Raw genomic sequence first — 25,028 nt, 5'->3', positions numbered from 1 at the left:
CCGAACGATCGCAGCGCGTCGGCCACGGATGCCACCACCACGCCGTCGCCGTCGATCGCGATGAGCGGGCCGACGGGAGCGGCGGCCGCCCCGCTCGTGGCGTCGCTCGCGGCTCCGCTCGTGGCCTCGGTCGGCAGGAAGGCCGGCTCGAGTGCCGTGAGCAGTTCGTCGACGCGTGCGCGGGGGAGGCCCAGACCGGTTCCGAACGTGCGCACGGTCGAGACGGACGCGCCGTGCCCGAGCAGGGCGACGACCTGCGGGACGGCGTCGTCGTCGCACCGCACGATGGCGACGGGGGTCGGCGCCCCGAGCTGGAGTTCGCTCGGCGAGCGCCAGACGATCGGCAGATCCGGGTCGAGTCGCGGCGTCATGCGCACGAGCCTGCCCCAATCGGCACGACTGCCGACCGGATCATCCACAGGCGGGCCACCCCCGGGCGGCGCCCGGCGCTACGGCGTCGGCGGCTCCTCGCCGTCTTCTCCCGGCGCGGCCGGGGTTTCGCCGCGCAGCAGCTGCTCGAGCGCCTGATCGAACTCCTCGTCGGCGACGGCACCCTGCGCGTCGTGCCCGGTGAGCCGGGCGATGAGCGCGTCGGGGTCGTCGAGGTCGGCTGCGCTCGGCAGCAGGTCGGGATGCCCCCACAGCGCGTCGCGCCCCTCGATGCCGAGCTCGGAACCGATGCGGCGCCACAGTGCGGCGGCCTCGCGGAGGCGGCGCGGTCGCAGTTCGAGCCCGACGAGGGTGGCGAGCGCCGACTCGGCCGGGCCGCCCGATGCACGCCGGCGTCGGATCGTCTCGGCGACGAGCTCGGCCTTCGGCAGGCGCGACGTCGCCTCGGCGGTGACCACGTCGACCCAGCCCTCGACGAGGGCGAGCATCGTCTCGAGCCGGTCGAGCGCGGCCTGCTGCGATTCGTTGCGGGGTTTGATGAGCGCACCGCTCGTGACGGCGTCGCGCAGCCGGTCGGTGTTCGACGGGTCGAAGTCCTGTGCCAGGTCTTCGAGCCGTTCGGTGTCGATGTCGATGCCGCGTGCGAACGTCGTGATCGCGGTGATGAGGTGCAGCCGCAGCCAGCGCGCCTGCCGGAACAGCCGCGCGTGCGCGAGCTCGCGCACCGCGAGGTACAGCTCGACCTGGTCGACGGGGATCTCCAGGTCGGTGCCGAACTCCGCCACGTTCTGGGGCAGGATCGACGCCCGACCGTCGTCCATGAGCGGGATCCCGATGTCGCCGCCCGACACCACCTCGGTCGCGAGCTCGCCGACGACCTGCCCGAGCTGCATCGCGAACAGGGCCCCGCCGACGCCGCGGATGATGCGGGTCGTGCCCTGGATCATCTGCCGCATCTCCTCGGGAGCCTGCTCGTTCATGATGCGCACCAGGGAGTCGGCGATGCTGGTCGCGACCGGCTCGGCGAGCTGGGTCCACACGGGCATGGTCGCGGCGACCCAGGCTCGCCGGGTCAGCAGCTCGGGGCCCGAGGGGAGCGACGCGACATCCACCGCTTCATCCAGCCAGAGCGAGGCGACCTGGAAGGCCTGATCGAGCCGGGCCCGATCGGCCTCGGCGAGCTGGGTCTGACCCGACGCGGCGCGCTGCTCGCCCTGCCGCAGCGCGATCGACCAGTCGATGTCGTCGCCCTGCCGGTTCATCGCCTGCTGCAGCTGACCGAACAGCGCGGCGAGGGCGGCCGGATCGCTGGGCAGCCCCGCGGCGCCCGCCAGCTGCGCCGGATCGATGCCGCCGCTGCCCGACAGCAGGTTGCGCAGCAGTTCGCGGAACTCGTCCTCGGGGTTCTGCTCGGGCGCGTCGTCGTCCTCGGCCACTGCGGGCACCTCCTGTCGTGTCCTCCCACGCTAATGCCGCTTTCCCGGCTCGGTGCTGGGAAATGGCCTAGGCTGACGTTCCGGGTGTCCGCCTGCCGCGAACAGCTCCGGCACGCGCGAGCACATCTCCGGGAGGACAGGGTTGAGCATCTTCGACGATGAGCCTCCGCTGTCCGAGGATCCGCGGCGGCGCAGCGACCGTTCGGTCGGGCACCGGCCGCGTCGGGCGCTGATCGGCCGGTGGAGCCTCGGCGTGGCGATCGTGATCGCGGTGGTGTTCGCCCTGCTGCCCTCGCCGTACGTCATCGAGCGTCCCGGTCCCGTGTTCGACACGCTCGGCACGGCCGCGCACGGCGACGACCAGGTGCCGCTCATCGAGATCCCCGACGAGGAGACGTTCCCGACCGAGGGCGAGCTGAACCTGCTCACCGTCTCGGTGGTGGGCCGGCCCGGCGCGACGCCGAACTGGTTCGAGGTGCTCGGGGCCTGGTTCGACCGCACGTCGTCGGCGGTGCCCACCGAGGCGATCTTCCCGCCCGGCGTCACCCAGGAGGATCGGGACGCCGAGAACCAGGCCGCGATGGTCGACTCGCAGCAGGACGCGATCGCCGCCGCGCTCGTGGAACTCGGATACGACTTCCCGCGCGAGGTGACGGTGGTGTCGATCTTCGACGGCTCGCCCGCCGACGGCGTGCTCGAGGCAGGCGACGTGATCGCAGCGGTGAACGGCACCGAGGTGCATGCGGTCAACGAACTGCGCGCGGCGATCGCCGACAACGGCACGGATGCTCCGGCGGAGCTGTCGATCGTCCGCGACGGGGTGCCGGTGCAGGTCGAGGCGGTGCCGGCCGAGCAGTCGGGTCAGGTGGTCCTGGGCGTCGGGGTGCGCATGGAGTACGAGTTCCCGATCGACGTCGAGATCCGGCTCGACGACGTCGGCGGGCCCAGCGCGGGCATGATGTTCGCGCTCGGCATCGTCGACAAGCTCACCCCCGGGGCGATGACCGGGGGCGAGATCATCGCCGGCACGGGCACCATCGACGCCGCCGGCGCGGTGGGCGCGATCGGCGGGATCCAGCAGAAGCTGTGGGGCGCCGACGGCGTCGGCGCCGACTGGTTCCTCGCCCCGAAGGCGAACTGCCCCGAGGTGGCGGGGCATGTCCCCGACGGCATGAGGGTGTTCGCGATCGAGCATCTCGACCAGGCGCGCGAGGTCGTCGAGGCGATCGGCGCGGGCGAGGACACCGCCGCATTCCCGACCTGTGCGGTGGGCTGATCCCGACCGCCAGCGGATTCCAAGCCTGGCGCGCCTAGGATTGGTTCCCGATCCCATCCCGACCGAACATGAGGCCGAGAGTGTCAACTGAGACGCAGCAACCCCGATCGTCGCGGCGACGTGCGCCCATCGTGATCACGATCGGAGTGGTGCTGCTGCTCATGATCGCGTTCTTCGTGTTCGCGGGCATCTACGCCGACATCATGTGGTTCGACCAGCTCGGCTTCCTGAACGTGCTGACCACCGAGTGGATCGCACGCATCGTGCTGTTCCTGATCGGGTTCGTCGCGATGGCCCTGCCGGTGTGGGCGTCGATCATGATCGCGTACCGCAGCCGGCCCGTCTACGCGAAGCTGAACAGCCAGCTCGACCGGTATCAAGAGGTCTTCGAGCCGCTTCGCCGGCTCGCGATGTACGGCATCCCCGCCGTGCTCGGCATCTTCGCCGGCGTGTCCGCGGCGGCCCGCTGGGACGTCGCGCTCACCTGGCTGAACCGCACGCCGTTCGGCGAGGTCGACCCGCAGTTCGGCCTCGACGTCGGGTTCTTCGTCTTCGAGCTGCCGTTCTACCGTTCGGTGGTCGGGTTCGCCTCCGCGGTGGTGCTGTTGTCGGCGCTGCTCGTGATCGCGACGAACTACCTCTACGGCGCCATCCGCATCTCGGGGCGCGAGATCGTGATCGCGAAGGCCGCACGTATCCAGATCGCGGTGACCGCCGGCCTCTACCTGCTGCTGCAGGGGGTCAGCATCTGGCTCGACCAGTACGCGGCCGTGACCGAGAGCGGCGGACTCATCACGGGTGCGGCGTACACCGAGGTGCACGCGACCATCCCGGGCCGGCAGATCCTCGCCGCGATCGCGGTCGGCGTGGCGATCCTGTTCTTCATCACGGCCGCGATCGGCCGCTGGCGGCTGCCGCTGGTCGGCACCGCGTTGCTCGTGGTGGCGGCGCTGCTGATCGGCTCGCTGTACCCGTGGGTGGTGCAGCGGTTCCAGGTGGTGCCGAGCCAGCTGCAGCTCGAGTCCGAGTACATCCAGCGCAACATCGACCTCACTCGTCAGGCGTACGGCGTCGACGACATCGAGGAGATCGACTACGAGGCGAAGACCGATGCCGAGCCGGGCGCGTTGCGCGCCGACGCCGAGACGACGGCGTCGATCCGCCTCATGGACCCGGCCGTCATCGCCCGGTCGTTCCGCCAGCTCGAGCAGTACCGCCAGTACTACCAGTTCCCGAGCGACCTCGACGTGGACCGGTACCAGCTCGGCGGCGACTCGCAGGACACGATCGTCGCGGTCCGCGACGTGAACCTCGACGGTCTCGGCGACGCGGGCACGTGGTACAACTCGCACATCGTCTACACCCACGGCTACGGGCTGGTGGCCGCGGCGGGCAACCAGCGGTCGGCCGACGGCCAGCCGGTGTTCCTGCAGTCGGGCATTCCGTCGACCGGCGCGCTCGGCGACTTCGAGCCGCGCGTGTACTTCGGCGAGAACTCGCCCGCGTACTCGATCGTCGGCGCACCCGAGGGGGCGGACCCCGTCGAACTCGACTACCCCGCGGGCAGCAACTCGGCCGAGCAGACCCAGACCACGTTCGAGGGCGACGGCGGGCCGAAGCTGGACAACGCGTTCACCAAACTGGTCTACGCGCTGAAGTTCCAGTCCGAGCAGATCTTCCTCTCCGATGCGGTGACCGACGAGTCGCAGATCCTGTACGACCGCAGCCCGATCGAGCGCGTGTCGAAGGTCGCCCCGTACCTCACCCTCGACAGCGACACGTATCCCTCGGTCGTCGACGGGCGTCTCGTGTGGATCGTCGACGGGTACACGCTCACCGATCAGTTCCCGTATTCGAACAAGGTGAGCATGAGCGAGGCGATCGCCGACAGCGAGGGCGTCGCCCCCGCACTCGCGTTCGACGAGATCAACTACATCCGCAACTCGGTGAAGGCCACGGTCGACGCCTACGACGGCACGGTGAAGCTCTACGCCTGGGATGAGCAGGACCCGATCCTCCAGACCTGGCAGAAGATCTTCCCGACCTCGCTCTCGCCGATGAGCGAGATGTCGGGCGACCTGATGAGCCACGTGCGGTACCCCGAAGACCTCTTCAAGGTGCAGCGCGCCGTGCTCGGCCGCTACCACGTCGACCAGGCGAGTGCGTTCTACTCGCGGGAGGACGCCTGGAAGACCCCCGAGGACCCGACCCAGCCGCAGGCGAGCACGCTGCTGCAGCCGCCGTACTACCTGACGATGCAGATGCCCGGTCAGGATGCTCCGAGCTACTCGCTGTACTCGACGTTCATTCCCGAGTCGCGGGGCGATGAGAGTCGCAACGTGCTGCGCGGATACCTCGCGGTCGATTCCGACGCCGGTTCCGAGGCCGGCAAGAAGGCCGCGGGCTACGGCAAGCTGCGATTGCTCTCGCTGCCCGAGGACGACAACGTGCCGGGGCCCGGTCAGGTGCAGAACACGTTCAACTCCGACCCGAGCGTCGGACGCGAACTGAACATCCTGAAGCAGGGCCAGTCGGATGTCATCAACGGCAACCTGCTGACCCTGCCGGTCGGCGGCGGTCTGCTGTACGTGCAGCCGGTGTACGTGCAGTCGACCGGTGGAACGAGCTATCCGCTGCTGCAGAAGGTGCTCGTCGCGTTCGGCGACCAGATCGCCTTCCAGGACACGCTCGACGAGGCGCTGAACGTGCTGTTCGGCGGCGACTCGGGCGCGGCCGCGGGCGACAACTCGGTCGAGCCCGGTGAGACCCCCACCGAACCGACCGATCCCGGAGCCGAGCCCACCGAGCCGACGCAGAGCACCGAGCTGCAGGAGCTGCTCAACCGTGCGAAGCAGGCGCTCGCCGACAAACAGCAGGCGCTCGCCGACGGCGACTGGACGGCGTACGGCGAGGCCGACGCCGAGCTGGCCGAGATCATCTCGGAGCTCGTCGTGCTCGCGGGCGACGACGGAGCTGCGACGGACGGCTCGACGGGCGGTTCGACGAACGGCACGGGCGGTACGGGCGGCACGGGCGGTGGATCCAGCGGGGGCTCCGGCGGGTGAGCGTCGACCTGCGCTCGGGCGACTGGCTCGACGACAACCGCGCCAACTGGGATGAGCGGGTGCCGGTGCACGTCGCGAGCGAGTTCTACGACCGCGCCGTGCTGCGCTCGGGCGGAAGCCAGCTCGACCCGATCGCTCGCGCCGGCATCGAGCGGCTGTTCCCCGAGGGGCTCGAGGGCAAGCGGGTGCTGCACCTGCAGTGCCACTTCGGCAGCGACTCGCTGTCGCTCGTGAACCTGGGTGCGACGGTCGTCGGCATCGACTTCTCGGAGCCCGCGATCGACGAGGCCCGGCGCACCGCCGCTGAGCTCGGCGTCGCCGACCGTGCCCGGTTCATCCAGGCGAACGTCTACGACGCCAGGCACCTGCTGCCCGAGCCCGAGTCGTTCGACCTGGTGTTCACGACGTGGGGCACGATCGGCTGGTTGCCCGATGTCGCCGAGTGGGCGCGCATCGTGGCGTGGTTCCTGAAGCCGGGCGGGCACCTGTACTTCGCCGACGGGCATCCCACCGCCTGGATCTTCGATGACCAGGGCGCCGCCGGCGGCGAGGCATCCCTGCCCTCGGTGAAATACCCGTACGCGGCGAGCGAGCCCGACGTGCTCGATGACCCGAGCGATTACGCCGACACCGAGACCGTGCTCGAGCACGCCCGCACGTGGGAGTGGACGCATCCGCTCTCCGAGACGATGCGCGCGATCCGCGACGCAGGCCTCGTGATCGAGGAGTTCGAGGAGCACTTCCGGTTGCCGTGGCGCATCTTCCCGGCGGCCGTGCCGTTGGGGGAGGGCATGTTCGGCTGGCCCGACGCGAAGTGGATTCCGCTCGCGGTCGAGCTGGTGGCGGTGCATCCCGAGCACTGAGCCCGGGATGCACCGCCTGACGGGTCAGTCGCAGGGACCGACGACGCTCCACGCGCCCCAGGTGGTGGAGCCGGGGAGTTCGCCCTTCGTCCACCACTGGGCGGCGTAGGTCACGCCGGCGCGCGACACGCGGTCACCCGCGGTGTAGACCGTCGCCGCATCCCACGCGGGTGCGCAGGTCACCGGCTCGGGCGCGGGTGCGGTGCCGCAGCCGCCGATCGCCTCCCACGGGCCCCACTGGTCGCCGGGGACCTGGTTGCGGGTCCACCACTTGGCGCGGTACTCGACGCCGCCGTACGAGATCACGTCGCCCGCGGTGTACACCGAGGCGGCGTACCAGGGCGCGGCGCAGGACGCGTCGATGCCGGGGCCCGGGGTCGCGGCGCGCAGGGTGTCGCCGAGCGCCGAGCCGAGCTCGTTGCGGAAGTCGCCCGAGAGATCCCACCACATGGCGCCGCCGTAGCCCTGGGTCGCGAGCCATTCGGCCTTCGCGGTCACCGAGGTCGGGTCGTCGTAGCTCCACCACTGGTCGCCGTCGTACCGCCACGAGGCGCCGATCGCCGGGTCGAAGAACGCCGTGCCGACGGTGCGCAGCTCGGCGTAGGTCTTCGTGCCGATGTAGCCCGCGGCGGGCTTCCACCCGGCCGAGCCGTCGGCGACCCCGAACCATCCGTGCCCGTAGGCCGCGAGGCCCGCGTTCAGCTGGTCGGGCCGTGCGCCGGCCGCGACGTACATGCCCATGGCGCCGTCGAGCCCGAGCCCCCAGTTCTGGTCGCCGTCGGGGTGCAGGTTGCCCTGGTGACCCGTGGTGTTCGGCACCCAGCCGCCGTGGAAGTCGTACCCCTGCACGTTCAGGAAGTCGACCGCTGCGAACAGGCGCGGGTCGAGCCATCCGCCCTGCCCGGCGTTCCAGCCGCCGGCCGGAGCGAACGCGGTGAGCAGGTACTGTTCACCGGTCTCGGCGCCGAGCGCGTCGAGCTCCGTGCGGAACTCCTCCATCAGCGCCAGGAAGTTCTCCTTGTCTTCGGGTCGCGCGTTCGCGGTCTCGCCGCCCGTGACCGGCCACTCCCAGTCGATGTCGATGCCGTCGAAGATGCCGGCCGCGGCGCCGTCGCCGCCGCGCCCGCCGACCTCGGGCAGGTTGCCGCGCAGGTAGAGGTCGATGCAGCTCTCGACGAGGGCCGTGCGGCCCTCGGCCGTCGAGGCCGCCTCGGAGAAGTGGTCGCTCCAGGTCCAGCCGCCGAGCGAGACGAGCACCTCGATGTCGGGATGCGCGGCCTTCAGCTTGCGGAGCTGGTTGAAGTTGCCCGCCAGCGCCTGATCCGGAGCATCCGCGACGCCGTCGACCGAGTCGGCCGCCGGTACCGCGCGAACGAAGTCGTTCTGCGCGTCGCCCTCGCCCGGCTCGTCGAGGATGTCGCAGACCAGGTCGCTCGTGACGTTGCCGAACGCGTAGTTCAGGTGCGTGAGGTCGTCGATCGCGCCCGTCGTGACGAGGTCGACGATGTTGACGTCCCGGGTCACGGGGGCGTCGGCCATGATGTAGCCGACCGAGCGGTAGCCGTTGAGCGTCTCGGTGCCGTCGGTGCCGGCCGCGCTGTCGGCCGCCTTGCCCGGAGTCGCCGGGCTTGCGGGGGCTGCGGCCGCCGGCGCGACCGCCGCGCCGAGGGCGAGCGCTGCCGTCGCGGCCAGCGCGAGTGCGGTGCGTCTGAGCACAGGTGTGCGGGTCATGGGGTCCTTCCGTGTCGTACGTGTCATCCGTGTCGTTTCCGTTCGTTCCGTCGTCGTCGCCGGAACCCGGTCGGCACCACCCACACACCTGCCGCAGACCTCGTCCCGGGTTGGGCGAGACGCTATCGAAGGGCAGCCCAAGTATGGAAGGACTCTTTACAAACATTGCGGATGTCGCGACGAAAGCCGTGACTCATTGTGGGGTGTCGCCAAGGGGTGCGGGCGGTTCGTGGCACACGTTCGCGCCGATTTGAGGGCGCCCCGATCCCGTGCTAGTGTCATCTCTTGTGCCGCGGGGTGGAGCAGTTCGGTAGCTCGCTGGGCTCATAACCCAGAGGTCGTAGGTTCAAATCCTGCCCCCGCAACCAAGAAGTCCCGGTCAGATTCGGTTTTTCGATCCCTATCAAGGGAATGAAGAATGACTGACTCGGCGCAAATCCGGCGCAGCGCGATGCTGCGCCGGATTTTTCTTTCTCTCCGTGAGGTGCGGCTTATAGGCAAGAACGTGTGGATGGTGTCGGGCGTGTCATGTTCTGCCTGCCCATCCTGAGCGGGTCCAGAGGCCTTCTTCGGCGCTCAGGGCGGTGTCGTAGAGTGCGGGTCCGATGGGGTCTTCTGTCGGTGGTTCGACGTGTTTCGGTGCGGGCTGGTGGGCGTGCTTGTGTGCTTGATCGATGGGGATCTCGTGGAGGAGCAGGAACCATTCGGCGGCCCTTCGGCGGTGTTCGATCGGCATGCCGCGGTGGTGGCGGAGGAGGTTGCGGATCTGGGAGTTCAGGCCTTCCAAGCGTGAGGTTGCTCTTGGGTTGCCGTGCTCGAGGTTGGTGAAGATGTGTCCGGCTTGCGCGGCGCGGTGCAGGATCACCCAGGCTTTGCGGAGCCGGTGATGGGTGTACCCGAACTGGCCGTTGTCGTACATGCTGCGTTCTCGGGTGAGGTGCCCGTATTTCTGCCACCAGGCTTCGAGCGTGAGCCGCCAGGTGATCGCGTCATCGACCGTGTGGACATCGGTCAGGGCGAGCGCGATCTGTCGGAGTGCTTTGCCGGCGTGCAGGCGTGGTTTGCGTGTGAGTTCGCGGGTCACGTTCATCTGCAGGTGGAAGATACAGCGTTGGACCTTGGTGTCTGGCCAGGTTCGCGCGAGTGCGGAACGGATCCCGGAGCCCCCATCGGTGACGACCACGGTCGGTGGTGGGATCTGGGTGAACAGGGCTTCCCACGCGGCAGTGGACTCGCTTGCGGCCCATTGCCAGGCGATCACGGTCCCGGTCGAGGATTGCGCGATCAGGAGGCACCAGGACCCGACCCAGACGCCGTCGACGAGGACCGCGTCATGGACTTCACCGGTGATCGGCATGCGGGGTTGAAGGTCCCAGCACCAGGCGGTGTCGTGACGGAAGGAACGTCCAGTACCGCCGCCGAGCTCGGCCTGAGATGCTTTGCCCGTCAGCCAGGTCAGGAACCGGCGTAACTGCTCACGTCTGGTGACATCCGGACGTCGCCGTACGGAGGAGGCCCCGCAGTCCCGGCACCGCCACCGCTGCGTTCCGGCCGCGGTCGTCCCGTTCTTCACGAGCAACGATCCGCATACCATGCAGCGCGTCTGATTCGAGGGATGGTTCACGACTAAGGGTCGCGGACCATGACAATACTCGTGCTGCCGCGTGATTCCGCCGCGAGATCAAGATCCCATCCACACGTTCTTGCCTATAACCCTGAGGTGCGCCTCGTGGCTCCTCGTGGTCGTTCGGGATGCCTCGTGCACCTTGTTCGTATGAGTGAGACATCGCATCCGTTCCCAGGCCTCGAGCCGGTGCTGACCACGAGCGAGCTCGCGGCTCACCTCGGGGTTCCCGTCCAGACGATCCACGACCTCCGGCATGCGCACCGGGGGCCGCGCGGCTTCCGTGTGGGCCGCGAAATGCGCTACCGCCTCTCGGAAGTGCAGGCATGGGTCGAGGCGATGGAAGCGCACGATCACGCCGCCGATCTCGTCGAAAGCGTGACGCCGTGAGCGGCCGGGGCCGCCTCGAGATCGGAACGTACGGCGACATCAGCACGAGTCGCACGAGCAGCGGCACGGTTCGTGCCGAGGCTCGGTACCGCGATGGCGACGGAGCGGTGCGGAAGGTGACTGCCACAGCCGCGACCGCGAAGCAGGCCAAGCATCGGCTCCGGCAGAAGCTCCACCAGCGCAACGCGGCGCCCGGCTTCGGCGTTGCGCTCTCGCCGGAGAGCACGGTCGCCGAACTCGCGGCGGCGTGGCTCGAGGACGTGCAGGTACGTTCGGATCTCGCGCCGGGCACGAAGGATCTCTATCGTCGCGAGCTGAACAGCCTCGTGCTGCCGACCTTTCGGACGTTCCGACTCCGCGAGGTCACCACTGGCCGTGTCGACCAGTTCCTGAAGCGGCAGTCGCTCGTCTCGTACGCGCACGCTCGGCATAGCCGTGTCGTGCTCAACCTGATGTTCAACTATGCGCTTCGGCACGACGCGTTGCATCGCAACCCGGTCGCCGGCACTGCCCGACTCAAGCAGCCGGTGAACAAGCCCGTCGCGCTGAGCCTGTGGGCCGCCCCCTTCATTCGGTCCGGATGGTCTGTGAGTCGTCGGTTTCGATTTGATGGGTGCACTGCCGAGCGTACTCGGCGGGCGGTAGGTAGCCGAGCGAGGAGTGCCGGCGGTGGTGGTTGTACTCGTCCTTCCAGTCGCCGATCACGACCTGCGCGTGCAGCAGCGAGTAGAAGCTGTTGATGTTCAGGCACTCGTCGCGGAGGCGGCTGTTGAACGACTCGACGTACCCGTTGCGCCATGGCGAGCCGGGCGGGATGTAGGACAGGCCGGTGCGGGTGCCGGCCCAGTCGGCCATCGCGTCGCTGATGAACTCCGGTCCGTTGTCCGACCTGAGCACGGCCGGGGCGCCGCGGACGGCGACGAGGTCCTCGAGGTGGGCGGTGAGCCGTTCGGCGGTGATCGACCGTTCGGTGAGGCCGCCGATGCACTCCCGGGTGTGCTCGTCGACGATGGAGCAGATCTTGATCGGGCGGCCCTGCTCGTCGGCATCGAACTGGAAGTCGACCGCCCACACCACGTTCGGCGCGTCCGCGGCAGGTGCCTCGACGGTCGAGGACCCGACGCGTTTGCGTCGGCGCCGTTGCGGCACCCGCAGGCCCTCGACACGCCAGAGGCGTTGGATCTTCTTGTGGTTCACGACCCAGCCCTCGGCGCGGGCGTCGTGATACGCCCGCCGGTACCCGCAACGCGGGTGCTTCTTCGCCCAGGCGCGCAGCCAGTCCCGTAGCGCCCGGTCCGGGTCCGCGACCGTGTCGCCCTTGAGCGGGCGACGGTATGCGGAGCGTGAGAGCCCGGTCAGGCGGCACGCCATCCGTTCGCTCACCTGCAGTGTCCTGATCAGGTGAGCGACGGCGGCGCGGCGCCTGCCCGGGCTTAGAAGTTTCCCTCAGCCAGCTCCTTGAGCGCGGCCTTCTCCAGCTCTGCTTCCGCGAGCAGCCGCTTGAGCGTCGCGTTCTGCTTCTCGAGTTCCTTGAGGCGTTTCGCGTCGTCGGCCTTGAGCCCGCCGTATTGGTTACGCCACCGGTAGTACGTCTGCTCGGAGATCCCGAGCTCCCGGCACACCGCCGCGACATCCGCGCCGTCGGCGAGCATCCTGTCGGCCTGCCCGAGCTTGCGGACGACCTGCTCCGGAGTGTGACGCTTCCTGCTGTTCGTCATGATCTGACCAGTCTCCCTGCCCGCGACCGCGGGCAACAGGACGACTCTCAGAACCACCGGACCTACGAAAAGGGGTCAGGCCACCTGGACGAGCTGCAACTCGTGCGCCAAGCCGTCGGGTCGTGGCGCAACGGGCCGTCCGTGAGCGGGCCCCGGCCGGATGGGCAAGTGAAGGACGTTATCGAGGTGATGCTCGGCACCAGCGACCGAATCGGCGAAGCGCTGGCGCTTCGGAAGTGCGACGTCGACGATACGGTGTCGCCGATGCAAGTCACCGTGGCGGGCACACTCGTGGCCATCAAAGGGCGCGGCCTGTACCGGCAGGACCACCCGAAGACGTCGTCGTCGCACCGCACGTTGCAGGTGCCTGATTTCACGGCGGAGGTGCTGCGTCGACGCCTCGCATTGCTCGACGACGCCCACGATGATCACCTGATCTTCTACACGCGAGTCGGAACGCCGCTCGCTCCGAACAACGTGCGGCGCACGCTGCGGAAGATGCTCGATGACGCCGGTCTCTCGCATCTGAAGGTGACGCCGCACACCTTCCGCCGCACTGCGGGGACGGTGATCGCTCGCGCAACCGATGCCGAGACGGCGGCGGATGTGCTCGGGAATAGTCCGGAGATTGCGAAGAAGCACTACATCGAGCCGGAGGCGCCGAAGCCGATCGCGTCACCGGCGCTCTACCTGGGCGCGTTGGCGCCGGCGACGGTACTCCAGGAACCAGGCGAGGCTGCGATGAGGGGGTCTGGGTGAGAGCAGGGGCGGTCGTAGAGGGTAGAGCGAGTAGCCAATCGGCCGCCGTGGCCAACACATTCCATCAGCTGGCGAGCCACGCACATTCGGAGACGAGTTCTCCGATGGCAGCTTGAGTCAATGGCTCCAAGTGCGAAAGGCGGTTGCGAGCCTTGCGGAGTGCTCGCGCCGTCGCCCTGAGCCTGGGTTCAGTGTTGCCGAAGCGAGCGGAGATTATGCGTGCGAGAGTCGCGATCTCGACAGTTGAGGAATCGTTATCAATCGCCGGGAACCGTGTCGCGAACTCGTCGATTGCGGCGTCCATGCGGGACGGTCCGAGCTTCTCGCGAACGATCCGCTCAACCCGGACACGACGGACCTCGATCCATGGCATCAATACGCGCGCTTGCGCGCTCCACACCAAGCGATCATGACGGCCCCCGGCGCTGGAAAGAGCCGCGGGCTTGTAGCACGGCTCTCCGTGCCAAGCCTCGACAACACCCCGATCCCATTCGTCGCGGAATGCCTCAGGCGGTTGGCCAGATCGGGAGCGCCTGATCGGGGTATGCGGAAGGATCTCGAGCATCTCTTGGGCCAACAGGGTCTCGGGACCTGACTCATCGTCAGTCCAGGAATCGGCCATGTCGACCGCGAGCATGAAGTCCCACCGCGCGAGTTCGACGATCGTTTCGAGGCGGACTTCGGCGATCACGCCATTTGCGCTCCGAGCGGACAAGGTATGCGCAACCAGTGCAGCGACATCCCATCGCGTGATGCGATCCCAGTACCAGAGCCGCGCAGTGGCGACGCTCTCTGTGTCGTCGGGAGCGTGCTCGCGGCCGACGACGAACACCATTGTCCCTCTGTCTGATCTGGCAACCAATCTCGATTCGATGTCGAGTCGCCTAAGGAAGTTCGGCAGCTCAGCTATGTGCTCCGCGTCGAGGTCGGCCGCATTGCAGATGAATGTGCGCCCGACGACGTCGTTGTGGGTGATGAGTTCGTCAACGGTGGTTGGGAACTCGTCGAAGTCGTACGACACCTCAAATCCGAAAGCCACGGAAAGGTGGCCCTGATCGGCGCTCGGCAGCACCCGCTTGCTGTCGTCAAACTGATTCGCAATCGCGACACTGAGAGCGTTGGAGTACTCCGCGTTGTCTGCGATGTACTTCGGAACGATCGCGAGGACGTGCTGGCCACCGCGCGCAAGGCGTGCCACCTCTCGGACGTAGCTTCCTGGCCCAGGCAACCGCCAAAGCTCAGCAAAGTCGTACTCGATCATTCGCCTTGACTGCGGACGGCGAGAGCAACAACTTTGTCGAGAAGCCAGCCTTCTGGCACTTCCTCGATGACATCGAGCCGCTGGAGTGTTTCGACGACTCGACCAGCGTCAATGCCGTACTCCTCGAACACGGCGCTGAGATAGTCGAGCGATGCCGGCTCGACGATGATGTCGCCGGCGCTGTCGTCAAACACTGTGGCGTCGACCAAAGTTCGCGCAATGTCGATGGGCACTGAAGCGCTCGTAAGAAAATCGCGGGCGGTTCGTGGATCGCCCAGTTCCGACTCGATCGTCTCCAAAGCGGCTTCCGTAGACGACCCTCGCATCACAAGCGAAATCGCCCTCTCAACAAGAATCGGCCAGCCGCCTGTTGCGGACCTGAGGTCTTGACGTCTGAAAGGCGACTCGTGCCAAGACTGTAGACCAGCAAGAGACCACCGATGCAAGGTCGTGACGGGCCAGCTAAAGCGGTCTGGATCAAGCGGAAGATCCCTGACCGGCAGGACGACGGTGGCATAGGTGTCCTTGGACGACGCCAGCACCGCGAGCGCATTCCGGCGAGCCGGATCGTCCACGGACGAAAGATCAATGAGGACATGGGCATCCTCGCTTCCGCCGACCTGATCCAACAACGAGAACTCGTCGACGCGCACGAGGCGAACAGGGCGCTCTGCCGCCGCGCGCTCGAGGGCGTTCGATACCCGATCGATTCCAAGCGCCCTACTTCCGGCGACAACCTTGACGTGCGCCTCGCCCCCGGAATGGTCCAGCAGAGCAGCCAGCTCAGAGTCGGGGAGCGGCGAACGGGTCTCCACCCCGGACGCGTCCTGCGTTAAGATCCGTCGGTTCATCGTCGGGTTGTACTGGTAGTCGACTTCGAGCTGGTCGTGAGCTTCGAGCAACTCGGCCTCGATCGTGTCCTTCGACCCGAGCAAGCCGAGGATGCTGGGGCTGCGGAGGCCAAACTCGTCCCCGTGCCGGTGGAGTACGCCAAGGCCCTGCATCTCGTCGAGATAGCGAAAGAATTCCGCGCCGGAGAGGGTGTTCCGCGAGAATCCCGCATCCCAGAAGTACGCGCATTCGTCATGAAGCTCAGTGGCGGGGAACCGCTCGCCGGGTGCGGATTCCAGACTCCGCCGTGCGGTGACGAGCGCGATCACCTTGTAGCGGTTGTCAAGGTTGATGGTCCACCGGAATCGCTGCGCAATGAGATCGCGAACATCGCGCTTCGCGTAAACATCGTCAACGTCTCTGGCAGTCACGATGACCCGCCCGCCATCGCTCGGCAGGGACGACGACCTCATATGGCGAACGAGTGCTTCGCAGATGATCTGGATAAGGCTCGCTTGGTAGTTCGTGAGACGAAGCAAGCGCCACATAGTGTCAGGGGTTTCGAACTCGTAGCCGAGCGCGAGCAGCGGATCGCGAACAAGTTCGCGAGCATCCACTGCCTTCAACGGGCCGATCAGGATGTCCTGACCACCGTGAACTACCGGCGTGTTGGGGAGGCCGTGGAAGCGCTGAACTTGATGCAGGCCCGCGAAGACCGGTTTGAAGCGTCGCCCACTTCTCTCCATCAGGCCCTTCAGTCGCTGCAGCACCGGGAAACCTCCGATCTGCGACGGCCCCGTGTCTTTCGCATCGACCGTTAGGAAGTTATCTGCCTCGTCGAGCAAGAGGATGAGTCGGCGGGAGGTGTCCGCGTCAAGCCAAGACTCGATGCCGGCGAGAATGATATCCGCCGACCAGTCCGCACCGCTGTGCGATAGAACGCCCAGCTTCCGCAATCGAGGTCCGAGGGCTCCCCACAGCGCCGACGGCGCCGCCGACTCTCCGATGCCCTCCGACTTCAGGTCGATGTACACCGCAAGTTGGCTGTGCTCGAACGTCTCGGCGGAGCCAGTATGCCCCTGCATAATACCGCGCTCGACGCGACGTAGCAGCGCCGACTTCCCGAGCTGGCGCCCGCCGTACACGAACATTGATCCCGTTGGATCGATGATCTCGCGCTGTTCGGACTCTCTGCCGACGAAGACTTCCTCCGGCACCTCCCCGCCAGCAAAGGGTGTGTACGGGTTCAGGGTTGTAAACGGCAACGTGACGCGCTGGGTGATTCGCCAGCCCGGCTCTTCACGAGTGGACAACCACGCTATGACCGGCATGTCAATGACAATCGGCGAGAACTCGAATCCCTGTCGGGAAGTGAGTTTGCGGAGCTCGAGGCGTTGTTCCACCGTCATCGTCTGGAGGTAGAGGATGATGTTCGCTTCATTGCGCCGGTTCACCTCGATGTAGTCCAGGAGCCGTTTGGGTGACGCTGCGTCCCAGACGATCGTGACGTCGTACGAACCGTGTGCCTGCGTGCCGAGGCTGGGGACATAGGAGCGATCGATCGGGTTCGCCTTGACGGCGTATGTGGCGTAGCCAGCGTGCTTCGCTCGTGTGAGCTCCTTCCGCCAGTTCTGATCGCGCGGGATCAGGCCCAGCATTCGAAGTACGTCAGCCAGTCGGGCCTCAGTCAGGTTGTCAGCCCGTCGGGCGATAACAAGATCGATCCACGACTTGAGGCCGCGACTCAGCATCCGATCGCTCGGGGTCGCCGATGCAGCACCGAGGTGCTTTCGCAATTCGCCGATGTTGTCCATCGCGCGCTGGAGGGTGGCTGCCTCTGCCGCTCGAACGACTGCCGGGAAGAACGCTCCGAAATCGTCTCCGGCCGGAGGCTGCAGCACGGGGAGAGCTTGTCCGGATTCCGCGAGGTTCAAATAGTCAAATGCAAGCTGTTCGTCGTGAGACTCAAGGAGCGAGAGGATGCGTTCAGACTCGGTCTGAATGGGGAGTCTCTGGGCGCGGTCACGCAGGCCGGATCGCACTTCTTCAAGGCGTGCCTCTCCACGGTCGCGAACGTCAGCGAGCGGACCGAGCTGCAGGTCGTAGCGTCCGGGCCGGACGTCGCGCAGCGCGTCCAGTTCCTGGCTGAGCTGTAGAACCAGGTCGTCGTCGTAGAGCGAGCGCAAGCGGTCCAAGACTCGATCGACCTCGGCGATGCGCTCCTTGCTCGCTCGGGCGAGGCGCTGACCCGCCTGCGCGAGCTTGTCCTCGATCGCAGAGGATCGTCCGAGACCCAAACGGGTTACCGTCATCTCCGCCGCCTGGATGTTGCCGACGGCGATGTACCCATCGAAGACAGCCGTCGGGTCTCGTCCTTCGATAAGGGACTGCAGCTCGGCCGCTGTTGGCACTACCCGTGTCGCTGCGCCAGACGCATCACGCGGAATCTCAAACAGGGGAAGCAGCTCATCGTCGGTAAGTTGGGCGATCGACGCCGGTGGCGGTACGGCAAGATCGTCGGCCATCAACCACGCGATGAGCCGCGTCAGGGCGCTGTCGCCGACCCTTTGTACTTCGAGGGGGGCTGTCCGCTGAGCCAGGGCGACGAGGTTCGCCATGCCCTGGGGATCGTCGGCAGTGCCGGAGCCCTCGGCGCGGGCGCGCAAGGCGAGGCCTTCCGCCAGCAAGATCGCCACTTCAGCCATCGCCGAGAACAGGCGTTCGCGCGCGCTGGCGATGATCGGCTTACGCAGTTGCTGCGAAGTACTCAGGGCTTTGTCGGTCTCATTGAGGAGGCGCTCGCAGTGATCCTCATCGGAGAGCGTCGCGATGAGCTTCCGGACGTTCGCCCACTCGTGGTCCTCGGTGCGTCCGCCCTCCGCGTGGCGTGTTGCGAGTTCGCTGAGGTTGTGGAGTACACCACCGACCGACTGATTCGCTCTCGCGAGGTAGTGGACGATCCGAGTTGCCCGCTGATAGCTGATGCTGATGTTCTGAAGTGCCGCGAGTTTTGCGTCCGCTGCGTCGGCCAGGCGGCGCCAGTCGTCCGGGAGTGCGGTCAGTTCGAGCGTGCCGAGCGGTCGCTTGAATCCTCGTGCAACCAGGCGCCCGACTTCTGTGGCGAGTTCGCAAGCGGGATGGTTGTCAAATGCGGCGTATTGGCGGAAACGATCCAACGAACCGACGGGTGCGTAGCCGAGTTCGAGTGCAAGCCGGGCATGCGCCGCAAACAGCAGGCGGTTGTCATCGACATTGTGAGCTGATCCATCGGCCTCAGCCAGAAGCACTTCCGAGTCGTGCGCGATGAACGCATCCGCTCGCGTGCCAAACGCGCCAGCAAAGAGTTGAAGCATGCGCACGCGGTCCTCGGATGTCCCGAGAGTTCTGGCGGCGACGACGGCGAGCGCTTCACGTCCATCCGCAATCAGGGATGCAACCGTTGCCTCAACTTCGATGTTGCGATCGTCAGGCGCGAGAAACGCGGCATCTCCCTCAGCGCGGTCAGTGTCATCGAGAATAGCTGTGATGGGGCCTGACAGCGGAAGGGGCTCAACGGTGTCAGTCTCGGTAGCCACCGTGGGTTGTGGGTCGAGGATCTCGGCGCTCGCCTCAGAGAACTCCCCATCGACGTGATCTGAGGAAGCGGTGGCTTCCGTGTCACCGTCCACACCTTCCGGGTTCTCCTCGACGATTGAAGGCGGAATCGACGCGTCGCCCTCCGCCCGTTTGTCAGCGGCATGCGCTGAGCGGCTCGACTCGACCTCGGCTTCCGCCGATTGAACGTTCGGCTGCGGAGGAGTGTCGGTACCCGCGGCGTCGCCAATGGAGCGAATGGGCGTTTCAGCTGCGGTGTCTTCCTCTGGGGCCTCATCGATCACCAGTGGCTGAACGGCTGGTGTAGGCGTATCCCCAATGGTCTCAGGCGACCCGGACTCCAAATCTGCGATAGCCGCACGAAGGTCATTGACCGAATTGAAGTCATGAGCATGGAGGAGCTTCTCGGCGAGACGATCGCGCCCACGAGCCAGCAGGCCCTCGACTTCCTCCAGCAGCTCCTGCAGCTCGTGAACCTTCGCAGCTTGTTCTTCGCGGACCCTCCTCCATTCGGAGCGCTCCTCCATGGCGGTGCGAATTGCTGCAGCCGAGTCGCGCAGGGACGCTCGATCAGGAGCGAATGTGCGAGCGTTCGCGACCCAATCCTCGGCACGGCGCAGTATGTCTGCATGCTCGCGAGGTGGCACGGACCCGCCTTCAAGGGATTCCGCAAGAATGCGCAGGTCTGCCGCGAGGTGCGGCCCATCGTCCAAGAGTTGCTCGATCGATGCAAGCGACGAAGCGTCAGCCTCTTCGTCCGAGGGAACCTCTGTCCCGCTTCCCAATCCGTCGCCGATCGGCCCATGAAGCGCGGCTTCTTGACCATCGTCTGCTTCATCCGGCGGAGTGTCGCGTCCGGTCGGCTGTTGCGCGACGACCGCCAATAGTTGATCGAGCCGCTCTCGCACCACGTCAGAGAGCGGGAGGTCGGATTCTGCCACGATGTTCATGACGAACGGGCCGAGGTCCTCCCCGAGTTGAGCTCCGACGCCCTCCGCGAGCAAGCCCGCCGCATCAGCAGTGTCTGGGCCGTTCGGATTCGCCTCAAAGTCAACGTCGCCCGCGAACGTTGCCATTGCGGCCCAGGCGAGACCATGGTGAAAGCTGTCTGGATCACGGGCAACGTTCACCTGAACTGCGCGCAAGGACTTCGGCTGTGCCTGACCCAACACTTCCTTGGCGACGCGCGCGGGTTTGGCCCAAGGAACAGCGAGAACTGGCATGGCTGCGAGCAGCGCTCCGATGTCGTCCACTTTGAGACGCACAAGCCGACTTCTTCCTGCGTCCAACTCTGGTTACCTCCTCGCGCAGGACTCAACCCTACGACCGGCCGCCGACGCTCATGCGGCCTTCGCTGACCCCCAAAAGGGGCAAGCGAGATGTCGCGCCGACCCCGCTGATCGCGGCAGGATTGCGAGGGAAGGCGAACGTCGACCTTCCGGATCCCTACAGTCGTCCCGAACGCAGGAGTTTCTCGCACCTTGGTCAATCACGTTTCCTTCATCTGGAACATTGCCGAATCCCTTCGCGGCCCGTTCAAACCGGCCGAGTACGGGTCGGTGGTGCTGCCGTTCACGGTGCTGCGCCGGCTCGACGCGGTGTTGGCCGACACGAAGGAGCAGGTGCTCGCGGCCGCAACGAAAGGCGCCGACCTCCCCGAAATGGCGCGCGAGTGGAAGCTCCGCGAGGCCGCGGGCCACGAGTTCTACAACACCAGCCCATTCACCATGGCCAAGCTCGTCGCCGATCCGGCCGACCTGCGGCAGAACCTGTCGGCCTACCTGGCCGGGTTCTCGCCGAACGTGCGTGACATCTTCGATCGGTTCAAGTTCGATGGGCGGTTCAGCGCCGACTTCGCCTCCTGCTCGCTGGACATCGCGTGATACATGTCGACGCCGACGAAGTTGAGGAACTTGTACGTGATGTATGGCGCGAACGCGGCGATCAGCATGAGCACGATTCCCGCGATCGGTCGCTGATCGAAGCGAGGTCGGCGTCGATCGGCGCGGATACCTGGGCGACCGCGACGAGGAAGATCACGACGAGCACGAGCTTGGACAGGATCAGGGCCACGACGAACGCGGCCCATTTCGTGAACCATCCTTTCGCAGCATCCCAAGTGGCGCCCGCGAGCGCGATCGGACCGAAGACGATCGCGACCAGCAGCAGCGCCTTGCGAATGAGCAAGGAGAACCAGACGATCGCCGCCGCGCTGATCGCTAACGCGGAGAGGAAGATCGTGACGATCGCGCCCACGCCCGGCGCGGCGATGTTGATCGATCCGAGGCCGGCGGCGAGCAGGGCGATGCGATCGCCCATGCCCTCCATCGTGTTGCCACTGGCCTGGACGATGCCGATCGCGAGCTGGTCGGTGATCTCGAGCAGCAACCCTGTGATGGTGACGATGATGAAGGAGCCGAGCATCGCCTTGGCGAGCCCGACGGCTGCGCGGGAAAGCGCGCCGGGATCTCGGTGGACGAGCCCTGTGATGAGTTGCAGGCAGAAGAAGATGAGTGCGATGAAGACGGCGACGCCGAACAGCACGTTGTAGACGGCGATGTACCCGGGGTCTGTGAGGTCGACGAGTGTGGTGATGTCGAACGCGGTCCAGACTGCTTCGAAGAGCCATCCGGCCGCGGGGCCCATCGCCTGCGCGAGCCAGTCGAACGGTGCTGCGATCAGCGAGGCGGTGCCCTCGCCGACATTGCTGCACACGTCGAGGATGACCGGGATGTCGCAGATACTCATGTGCGTCCGTCCGCGCTCGAGCGAGCTCTCGATCAGACGGCCTGGCCGACGGTCCAGAAGAAGTTGATCAGCGTCACCGCGGCGCCGCAGATCACCGCAGCCCCGCACGAGACGAGGACGCCGAGCTTGCCGCGCGACGCGAGGTGCGGGTTCGACGAGTTGGCGCCGAATCCCCACACGATCGCGGAGATGATCAGCGCGAGGACGCTCAGGATCAGGCCGACCGTCATCACGGCACCGACGATGATGCGGAGCTGGTCGATGCCGGGCAGGCCGGTTCCGTTCGGGTCGATGTCGATCACTGGATACGCTCACTTGACTCGATGGGGTCTACTCAAAGGAGCGCGGACGGTCACCCGCTTGCCCGTCGGTGCGGCCCGATCGCGCGGTGCCTACCCACAATGGGGGGTCGCGCCATCGCGAAGGCGGCTGCCATTGTCAGGCGAATGGAGGAGTCGGAGATGATTTGGGACGATGTCATCGACCCCGCGACTGGATGGCTAGTACCCGGCCGCCACTTCGCCGAGCTCGATGAGATCCAAGACGAGTTCGGCCGTGCCGAAGACCGGGCGCGAATCTGTCGGGCACTCCGAGAACTGCTGGAGGCTCTCAAACCACTGATCGTCAGCGGGACCGCCCTCATCAGCGGGACGTTCGTGTCACGTCAGCCTGGTCCATGCGAGGCTCCGATGGTCGTCGTTTCCCCGCATGACGAGTCGACGTTGGAGTCGTGGACCGATGCCGAGGAACTCCGCTTCATGCACCACGAGTCTTTGGAGGACGTGCTTGTCGGCAGTCTCGGCGGAAGCTATTTGGCTACGCTCGACCCTCTCGGCGGAGCAGTGCAGGTCTACTATTCTGCGCCATCTGACCTCGATAACTGGGAGCAGTTGATCGGGGCTGTAACGATGTCCTCAGGTACGGATATCCTCGGGGCACGTGGGGTCGTGGAGGTCGAGTGGTGATCATCGACGAGATCAATGCAAAGCTCGCGGCGCTGCCGGACGACGGTTCACGCTCGTCTCGCCTCCGACGCAATTCGTACCTCGCGTTCCGGGCTCGCTTCGAAGCCCGTGTACCTCCGTTGAAGCTTCGTTTCGACAGTTCACGCGCGATCACAGCGACCGATCTGGCCGCAGTAACGAAGGCACTGCAGGATGCAACTGCGCGGTCGGCGATGCTGATCATTCATCCGAATCAAGATCGCCAACGGATCTCCGCTGACGTTCGAGCGAGAGTAAACTTGCTGCCGCGAAGCCAGTCGGGCAACACGATCTTCTTCGACTTTCCGCGGAGTGTGGCTGAGCAAACGGACATCATCCGCGGCGATGAGCTCACACATCTGGCTGAGCATGCAGTCCGGGAACTCATCGAAGCACTGCCGGAGAGCGGTGACGATTACGCCACGCTGGAGGCTTTGCCAGGTAGGCGACAGACGATTCGCGCGGCGATCAAGACCCTCGCGAGCGCGGTGAAGGACACCGATTCGATCTCGCTCACGTTGGAGAATCCGGGAGGGGGCGCGGAGCGCTCTGTTCTCACTGTCGAGCAGGCGAGAGAAGTTCCGGAGCTTCTCTCGGCGACCCGGGAAGAGGTCTCAGAAGTGTTGGTGACGGGTCTCATGGATGGTATAAGGACTCGCAGGCGCCTCTTCTATATCCTCGATGATGAGCATCAGCGCGAATACGTTGGATCTGTCGAGCCCTCTCAGCTTGGTCTGGTCCAGGGAGTAATGGGCTCCATCGTCGAGGCGAGGCTCCGAAAGGTAGTCCAGGTGAAGGCAGACGGATCTCGAAGCCATCCCACCTATGCATTGAGGAGCTTGTCGACGCAGCAGGAAGGCTTCGGAAGCTGACTCGTGGGCGGCTTTGCTAGAAGTTCGCACCGAGATTGAGCAGGAAGTTGATCCACGCCACCCCCACGCCGGCGAGCGCTGCCGCCCCGCACGCGACCCACAGCCCAATCCGCGCCCGTGTCGCGGTTTGAAGGTACCCGTTCGCCGATGCCAGTGCCCACGTGACGGCGCTGATGATCATCATGAGTACAGCCACGACGAGCACAATCATCAGCAGCGCACCGACGATACTCCGCAGTTCTGCCGCACCGCCGACGGCTCCGAAGTCGGGGAAGATGTCCACCTCATGCCGCCTTTCCCGGCCGGCATCCGGCCGTCGCTACGTGAGCCCCGTCGAGACCTGCTGCGCCGTGGTCGCTGAGCCACGGCATCGCGTCGACGGCCGGCTCGTTCGGTCCTCCGGGTGGATCTCGAGGTGTAGGTGCGGTCCGGTCGACTTGCCCGCTGACCCCACGTCGCCGATGTGCTGGCCGGCCGCGACGCTCGTTCCGTCTGCAACGTGGATACCGGTCTCGTACATGTGCGCGTAGTACGACGCCACTCGTTCGCCGCCAACCGTGTGTTCGAGCACAATGAGTCCGCCGTACGTGCCGCGTTGCCCGGCGAACGTGACGATGCCGTCGGCAATCGCGAGGATCGGCGTTCCGGCCGGTGCGGGGAGGTCGCTCCCGGCGTGGAAGCGCCGCTCGCCGGTGTACGGGTCGTTCCGCCAGCCGAAGCTGTCGGAAGTCGTGAAGGTGCCCGCCGGGAGCGGGAACACGACGCGCGAGGTCTCGGGAAGCGCCGGCCGAACAGCATCCCCCGTCGAGGGGCGACCGCGAGTCAGCGCGCTAAGAATCGCCTCGGCGACCGGTTGGTAGTTCTGATACTGGTCTGGGAAGGCGCTGACCTCGATGGCTTGCGCAGCCTGTCCGGGGTCGAGCAGTTGCCAGCCAGCGATGTCGAGCAGCCCGCGCGGCGAACCGCCGTTCGGACCCGTTGGGCCGCCGAAGAACGCGCGCGCTTGGTACTCGGGGTTCATGAGCTCGGCGACGGTGCCCCACCCCGAGGCGGATTGCATCTGGAAGAGACCGAGCGAGTCGTGATCCGATCCGACCCCGTCGTTCGGGAAGTTGACCGATTCGGGGTAGGCGGTCGGGTTGGCGAGCATGCGCAAGTTCGATTCAGTGAGTGCGGCCATGAGCGCGATCAGCACTCCTTCCCGTCCTACGCCGGCGATCCGACCACCGGTGGCGATGATCGTTGCCGCATGGGTGAGCTGCTGTCGGTTGAGGGTGATGGATCGGCCGTCTCGCGTGGTAGCCGTCAACGAATCGGGGATGTCTCCGACGAGCAGGGATCCCGACAGACACGAGATCGCCGCTGGGTTCATCAGTGCTGCCACACTCACGACTCCGGCGACGGGTCCGAGGAAGAGGAGGACCAGGATTGCGGCGACGAGCTTCAGCATCCCGACCTCAGCGAAGCGGCGTGTCGAGGGCGGAGAG

General features: G+C 66.3%; 18 protein-coding genes, 1 tRNA gene and 1 pseudogene. 9 read left to right on the top strand and 11 right to left on the bottom strand.

Features of this window, described 5'->3' with window-relative positions:
• Positions 1-449: 449 nt before the first annotated feature.
• On the bottom strand, positions 450-1,826 hold the full coding sequence (locus MTO99_RS07570; protein ID WP_243558195.1) for a zinc-dependent metalloprotease: 1,377 nt from the start codon (positions 1,824-1,826) through the stop codon (positions 450-452).
• Positions 1,827-1,968: 142 nt separating this feature from the next.
• Here MTO99_RS07570 and MTO99_RS07565 point away from each other — a divergent pair, with 142 nt between their 5' ends.
• The 3 genes from MTO99_RS07565 to MTO99_RS07555 all read left to right on the top strand — a co-directional run bounded on the left by MTO99_RS07565 (position 1,969) and on the right by MTO99_RS07555 (position 7,030).
• Positions 1,969-3,102 (top strand): YlbL family protein, encoded by a 1,134-nt coding sequence (locus MTO99_RS07565; RefSeq protein ID WP_243558194.1) that lies wholly within the window; start codon positions 1,969-1,971, stop codon positions 3,100-3,102.
• A 68-nt stretch (positions 3,103-3,170) separates the two neighbouring features.
• The gene (locus MTO99_RS07560) at positions 3,171-6,167 is read left to right on the top strand and encodes a UPF0182 family membrane protein (RefSeq protein ID WP_256461037.1); all 2,997 of its coding nucleotides are present in this window, start codon (positions 3,171-3,173) and stop codon (positions 6,165-6,167) included.
• Positions 6,164-7,030: a class I SAM-dependent methyltransferase gene (locus MTO99_RS07555; RefSeq protein WP_290428402.1), complete on the top strand. Its 867-nt coding sequence runs from the start codon at positions 6,164-6,166 to the stop codon at positions 7,028-7,030. The genes MTO99_RS07560 and MTO99_RS07555 overlap by 4 nt, the downstream gene beginning before the upstream one ends.
• 24 nt (positions 7,031-7,054) lie before the next feature.
• On the opposite strand, the gene MTO99_RS07550 is transcribed toward MTO99_RS07555, so the two are convergent.
• Positions 7,055-8,761, bottom strand: coding sequence for a glycosyl hydrolase family 18 protein (locus MTO99_RS07550; protein ID WP_243558193.1), 1,707 nt, complete (start codon positions 8,759-8,761; stop codon positions 7,055-7,057).
• 291 nt (positions 8,762-9,052) lie between these two features.
• On the opposite strand from MTO99_RS07550, the gene MTO99_RS07545 reads away from it, so the two are divergent.
• Positions 9,053-9,129, top strand: a tRNA-Met gene (locus MTO99_RS07545).
• Positions 9,130-9,287: 158 nt separating this feature from the next.
• Here MTO99_RS07545 and MTO99_RS07540 read toward each other — a convergent pair.
• Complete coding sequence (locus MTO99_RS07540; protein WP_243558879.1) at positions 9,288-10,355, bottom strand: IS1249 family transposase; 1,068 nt, start codon at positions 10,353-10,355, stop codon at positions 9,288-9,290.
• A 219-nt stretch (positions 10,356-10,574) separates the two neighbouring features.
• On the opposite strand from MTO99_RS07540, the gene MTO99_RS07535 reads away from it, so the two are divergent.
• The gene (locus MTO99_RS07535; RefSeq protein ID WP_243558192.1) at positions 10,575-10,775 is read left to right on the top strand and encodes a helix-turn-helix transcriptional regulator; all 201 of its coding nucleotides are present in this window, start codon (positions 10,575-10,577) and stop codon (positions 10,773-10,775) included.
• On the opposite strand, the gene MTO99_RS19275 is transcribed toward MTO99_RS07535, so the two are convergent.
• Positions 10,739-11,263: a hypothetical protein gene (locus MTO99_RS19275; protein WP_243558191.1), complete on the bottom strand. Its 525-nt coding sequence runs from the start codon at positions 11,261-11,263 to the stop codon at positions 10,739-10,741. The genes MTO99_RS07535 and MTO99_RS19275 overlap by 37 nt on opposite strands.
• A 79-nt stretch (positions 11,264-11,342) precedes the next feature.
• Positions 11,343-12,493, bottom strand: a protein-coding gene (locus tag MTO99_RS07525; protein WP_243558190.1) for an IS3 family transposase whose coding sequence is annotated in 2 segments (ribosomal slippage) — positions 11,343-12,223 and positions 12,223-12,493 — 1,152 coding nt in all. Because the reading frame shifts where the segments join, the coding sequence is not laid out codon by codon here.
• Positions 12,494-12,661: 168 nt separating this feature from the next.
• Here MTO99_RS07525 and MTO99_RS07520 point away from each other — a divergent pair.
• The gene (locus tag MTO99_RS07520) at positions 12,662-13,252 is read left to right on the top strand and encodes a tyrosine-type recombinase/integrase (protein ID WP_243558189.1); all 591 of its coding nucleotides are present in this window, start codon (positions 12,662-12,664) and stop codon (positions 13,250-13,252) included.
• Positions 13,253-13,316: 64 nt separating this feature from the next.
• On the opposite strand, the gene MTO99_RS07515 is transcribed toward MTO99_RS07520, so the two are convergent.
• Both MTO99_RS07515 and MTO99_RS07510 read right to left on the bottom strand, forming a co-directional pair.
• Entirely contained in the window at positions 13,317-14,513 is a 1,197-nt protein-coding gene (locus tag MTO99_RS07515; RefSeq protein ID WP_243558188.1) for a hypothetical protein, read from the bottom strand.
• A complete protein-coding gene (locus MTO99_RS07510; protein WP_243558187.1) occupies positions 14,510-20,191 on the bottom strand; it encodes an ATP-binding protein in 5,682 nt (1,893 codons plus the stop codon). The genes MTO99_RS07515 and MTO99_RS07510 overlap by 4 nt, the downstream gene beginning before the upstream one ends.
• 228 nt (positions 20,192-20,419) lie before the next feature.
• Here MTO99_RS07510 and MTO99_RS07505 point away from each other — a divergent pair, with 228 nt between their 5' ends.
• On the top strand, positions 20,420-20,821 hold the full coding sequence (locus tag MTO99_RS07505; protein WP_243558186.1) for a type I restriction-modification system subunit M N-terminal domain-containing protein: 402 nt from the start codon (positions 20,420-20,422) through the stop codon (positions 20,819-20,821).
• Here MTO99_RS07505 and MTO99_RS07500 read toward each other — a convergent pair.
• Together MTO99_RS07500 and MTO99_RS07495 are read right to left on the bottom strand one after the other, a co-directional pair.
• Positions 20,773-21,686 (bottom strand): annotated as a pseudogene (locus MTO99_RS07500) (conjugal transfer protein TrbL); the annotation flags it as partial. The gene MTO99_RS07505 and the pseudogene MTO99_RS07500 overlap by 49 nt on opposite strands.
• 32 nt (positions 21,687-21,718) lie before the next feature.
• Positions 21,719-21,988, bottom strand: a complete 270-nt coding sequence (locus MTO99_RS07495; protein WP_243558185.1) for a DUF6112 family protein — start codon at positions 21,986-21,988, stop codon at positions 21,719-21,721.
• A gap of 144 nt (positions 21,989-22,132) precedes the next feature.
• Between MTO99_RS07495 and MTO99_RS07490 the strand changes: the two genes are divergently transcribed.
• Positions 22,133-22,651, top strand: a complete 519-nt coding sequence (locus MTO99_RS07490) for a DUF6932 family protein (RefSeq protein ID WP_243558184.1) — start codon at positions 22,133-22,135, stop codon at positions 22,649-22,651.
• Positions 22,645-23,541 (top strand): hypothetical protein, encoded by an 897-nt coding sequence (locus MTO99_RS07485; protein WP_243558183.1) that lies wholly within the window; start codon positions 22,645-22,647, stop codon positions 23,539-23,541. The genes MTO99_RS07490 and MTO99_RS07485 overlap by 7 nt, the downstream gene beginning before the upstream one ends.
• Before the next feature lie 16 nt (positions 23,542-23,557).
• Here the strand turns inward: MTO99_RS07485 and MTO99_RS07480 are convergent, their stop codons facing one another.
• Both MTO99_RS07480 and MTO99_RS07475 read right to left on the bottom strand, forming a co-directional pair.
• On the bottom strand, positions 23,558-23,824 hold the full coding sequence (locus tag MTO99_RS07480; protein WP_243558182.1) for a DUF6112 family protein: 267 nt from the start codon (positions 23,822-23,824) through the stop codon (positions 23,558-23,560).
• Positions 23,825-23,860: 36 nt separating this feature from the next.
• Positions 23,861-24,991, bottom strand: a complete 1,131-nt coding sequence (locus MTO99_RS07475; protein ID WP_243558181.1) for a M23 family metallopeptidase — start codon at positions 24,989-24,991, stop codon at positions 23,861-23,863.
• Positions 24,992-25,028: the final 37 nt, after the last annotated feature.

Origin of the sequence: Agromyces larvae (assembly GCF_022811705.1) — a bacterium.
Lineage (GTDB): Bacteria > Actinomycetota > Actinomycetes > Actinomycetales > Microbacteriaceae > Agromyces > Agromyces larvae.
Note: the sequence above shows the minus strand (reverse complement) of the source record. Positions and strands in the feature narration are given on the sequence as shown.

Coding starts and splice junctions, on each gene's coding strand:
- MTO99_RS07560 (WP_256461037.1), top strand. CDS start 3,171: ATGAGGCCGAGAGTGTCAACTGAGACGCAGCAACCCCGATCGTCGCGG.
- MTO99_RS07550 (WP_243558193.1), bottom strand. CDS start 8,761: ATGACCCGCACACCTGTGCTCAGACGCACCGCACTCGCGCTGGCCGCG.
- MTO99_RS07540 (WP_243558879.1), bottom strand. CDS start 10,355: ATGGTATGCGGATCGTTGCTCGTGAAGAACGGGACGACCGCGGCCGGA.
- MTO99_RS19275 (WP_243558191.1), bottom strand. CDS start 11,263: ATGCAACGCGTCGTGCCGAAGCGCATAGTTGAACATCAGGTTGAGCAC.
- MTO99_RS07515 (WP_243558188.1), bottom strand. CDS start 14,513: ATGATCGAGTACGACTTTGCTGAGCTTTGGCGGTTGCCTGGGCCAGGA.
- MTO99_RS07490 (WP_243558184.1), top strand. CDS start 22,133: ATGGAGGAGTCGGAGATGATTTGGGACGATGTCATCGACCCCGCGACT.
- MTO99_RS07475 (WP_243558181.1), bottom strand. CDS start 24,991: ATGCTGAAGCTCGTCGCCGCAATCCTGGTCCTCCTCTTCCTCGGACCC.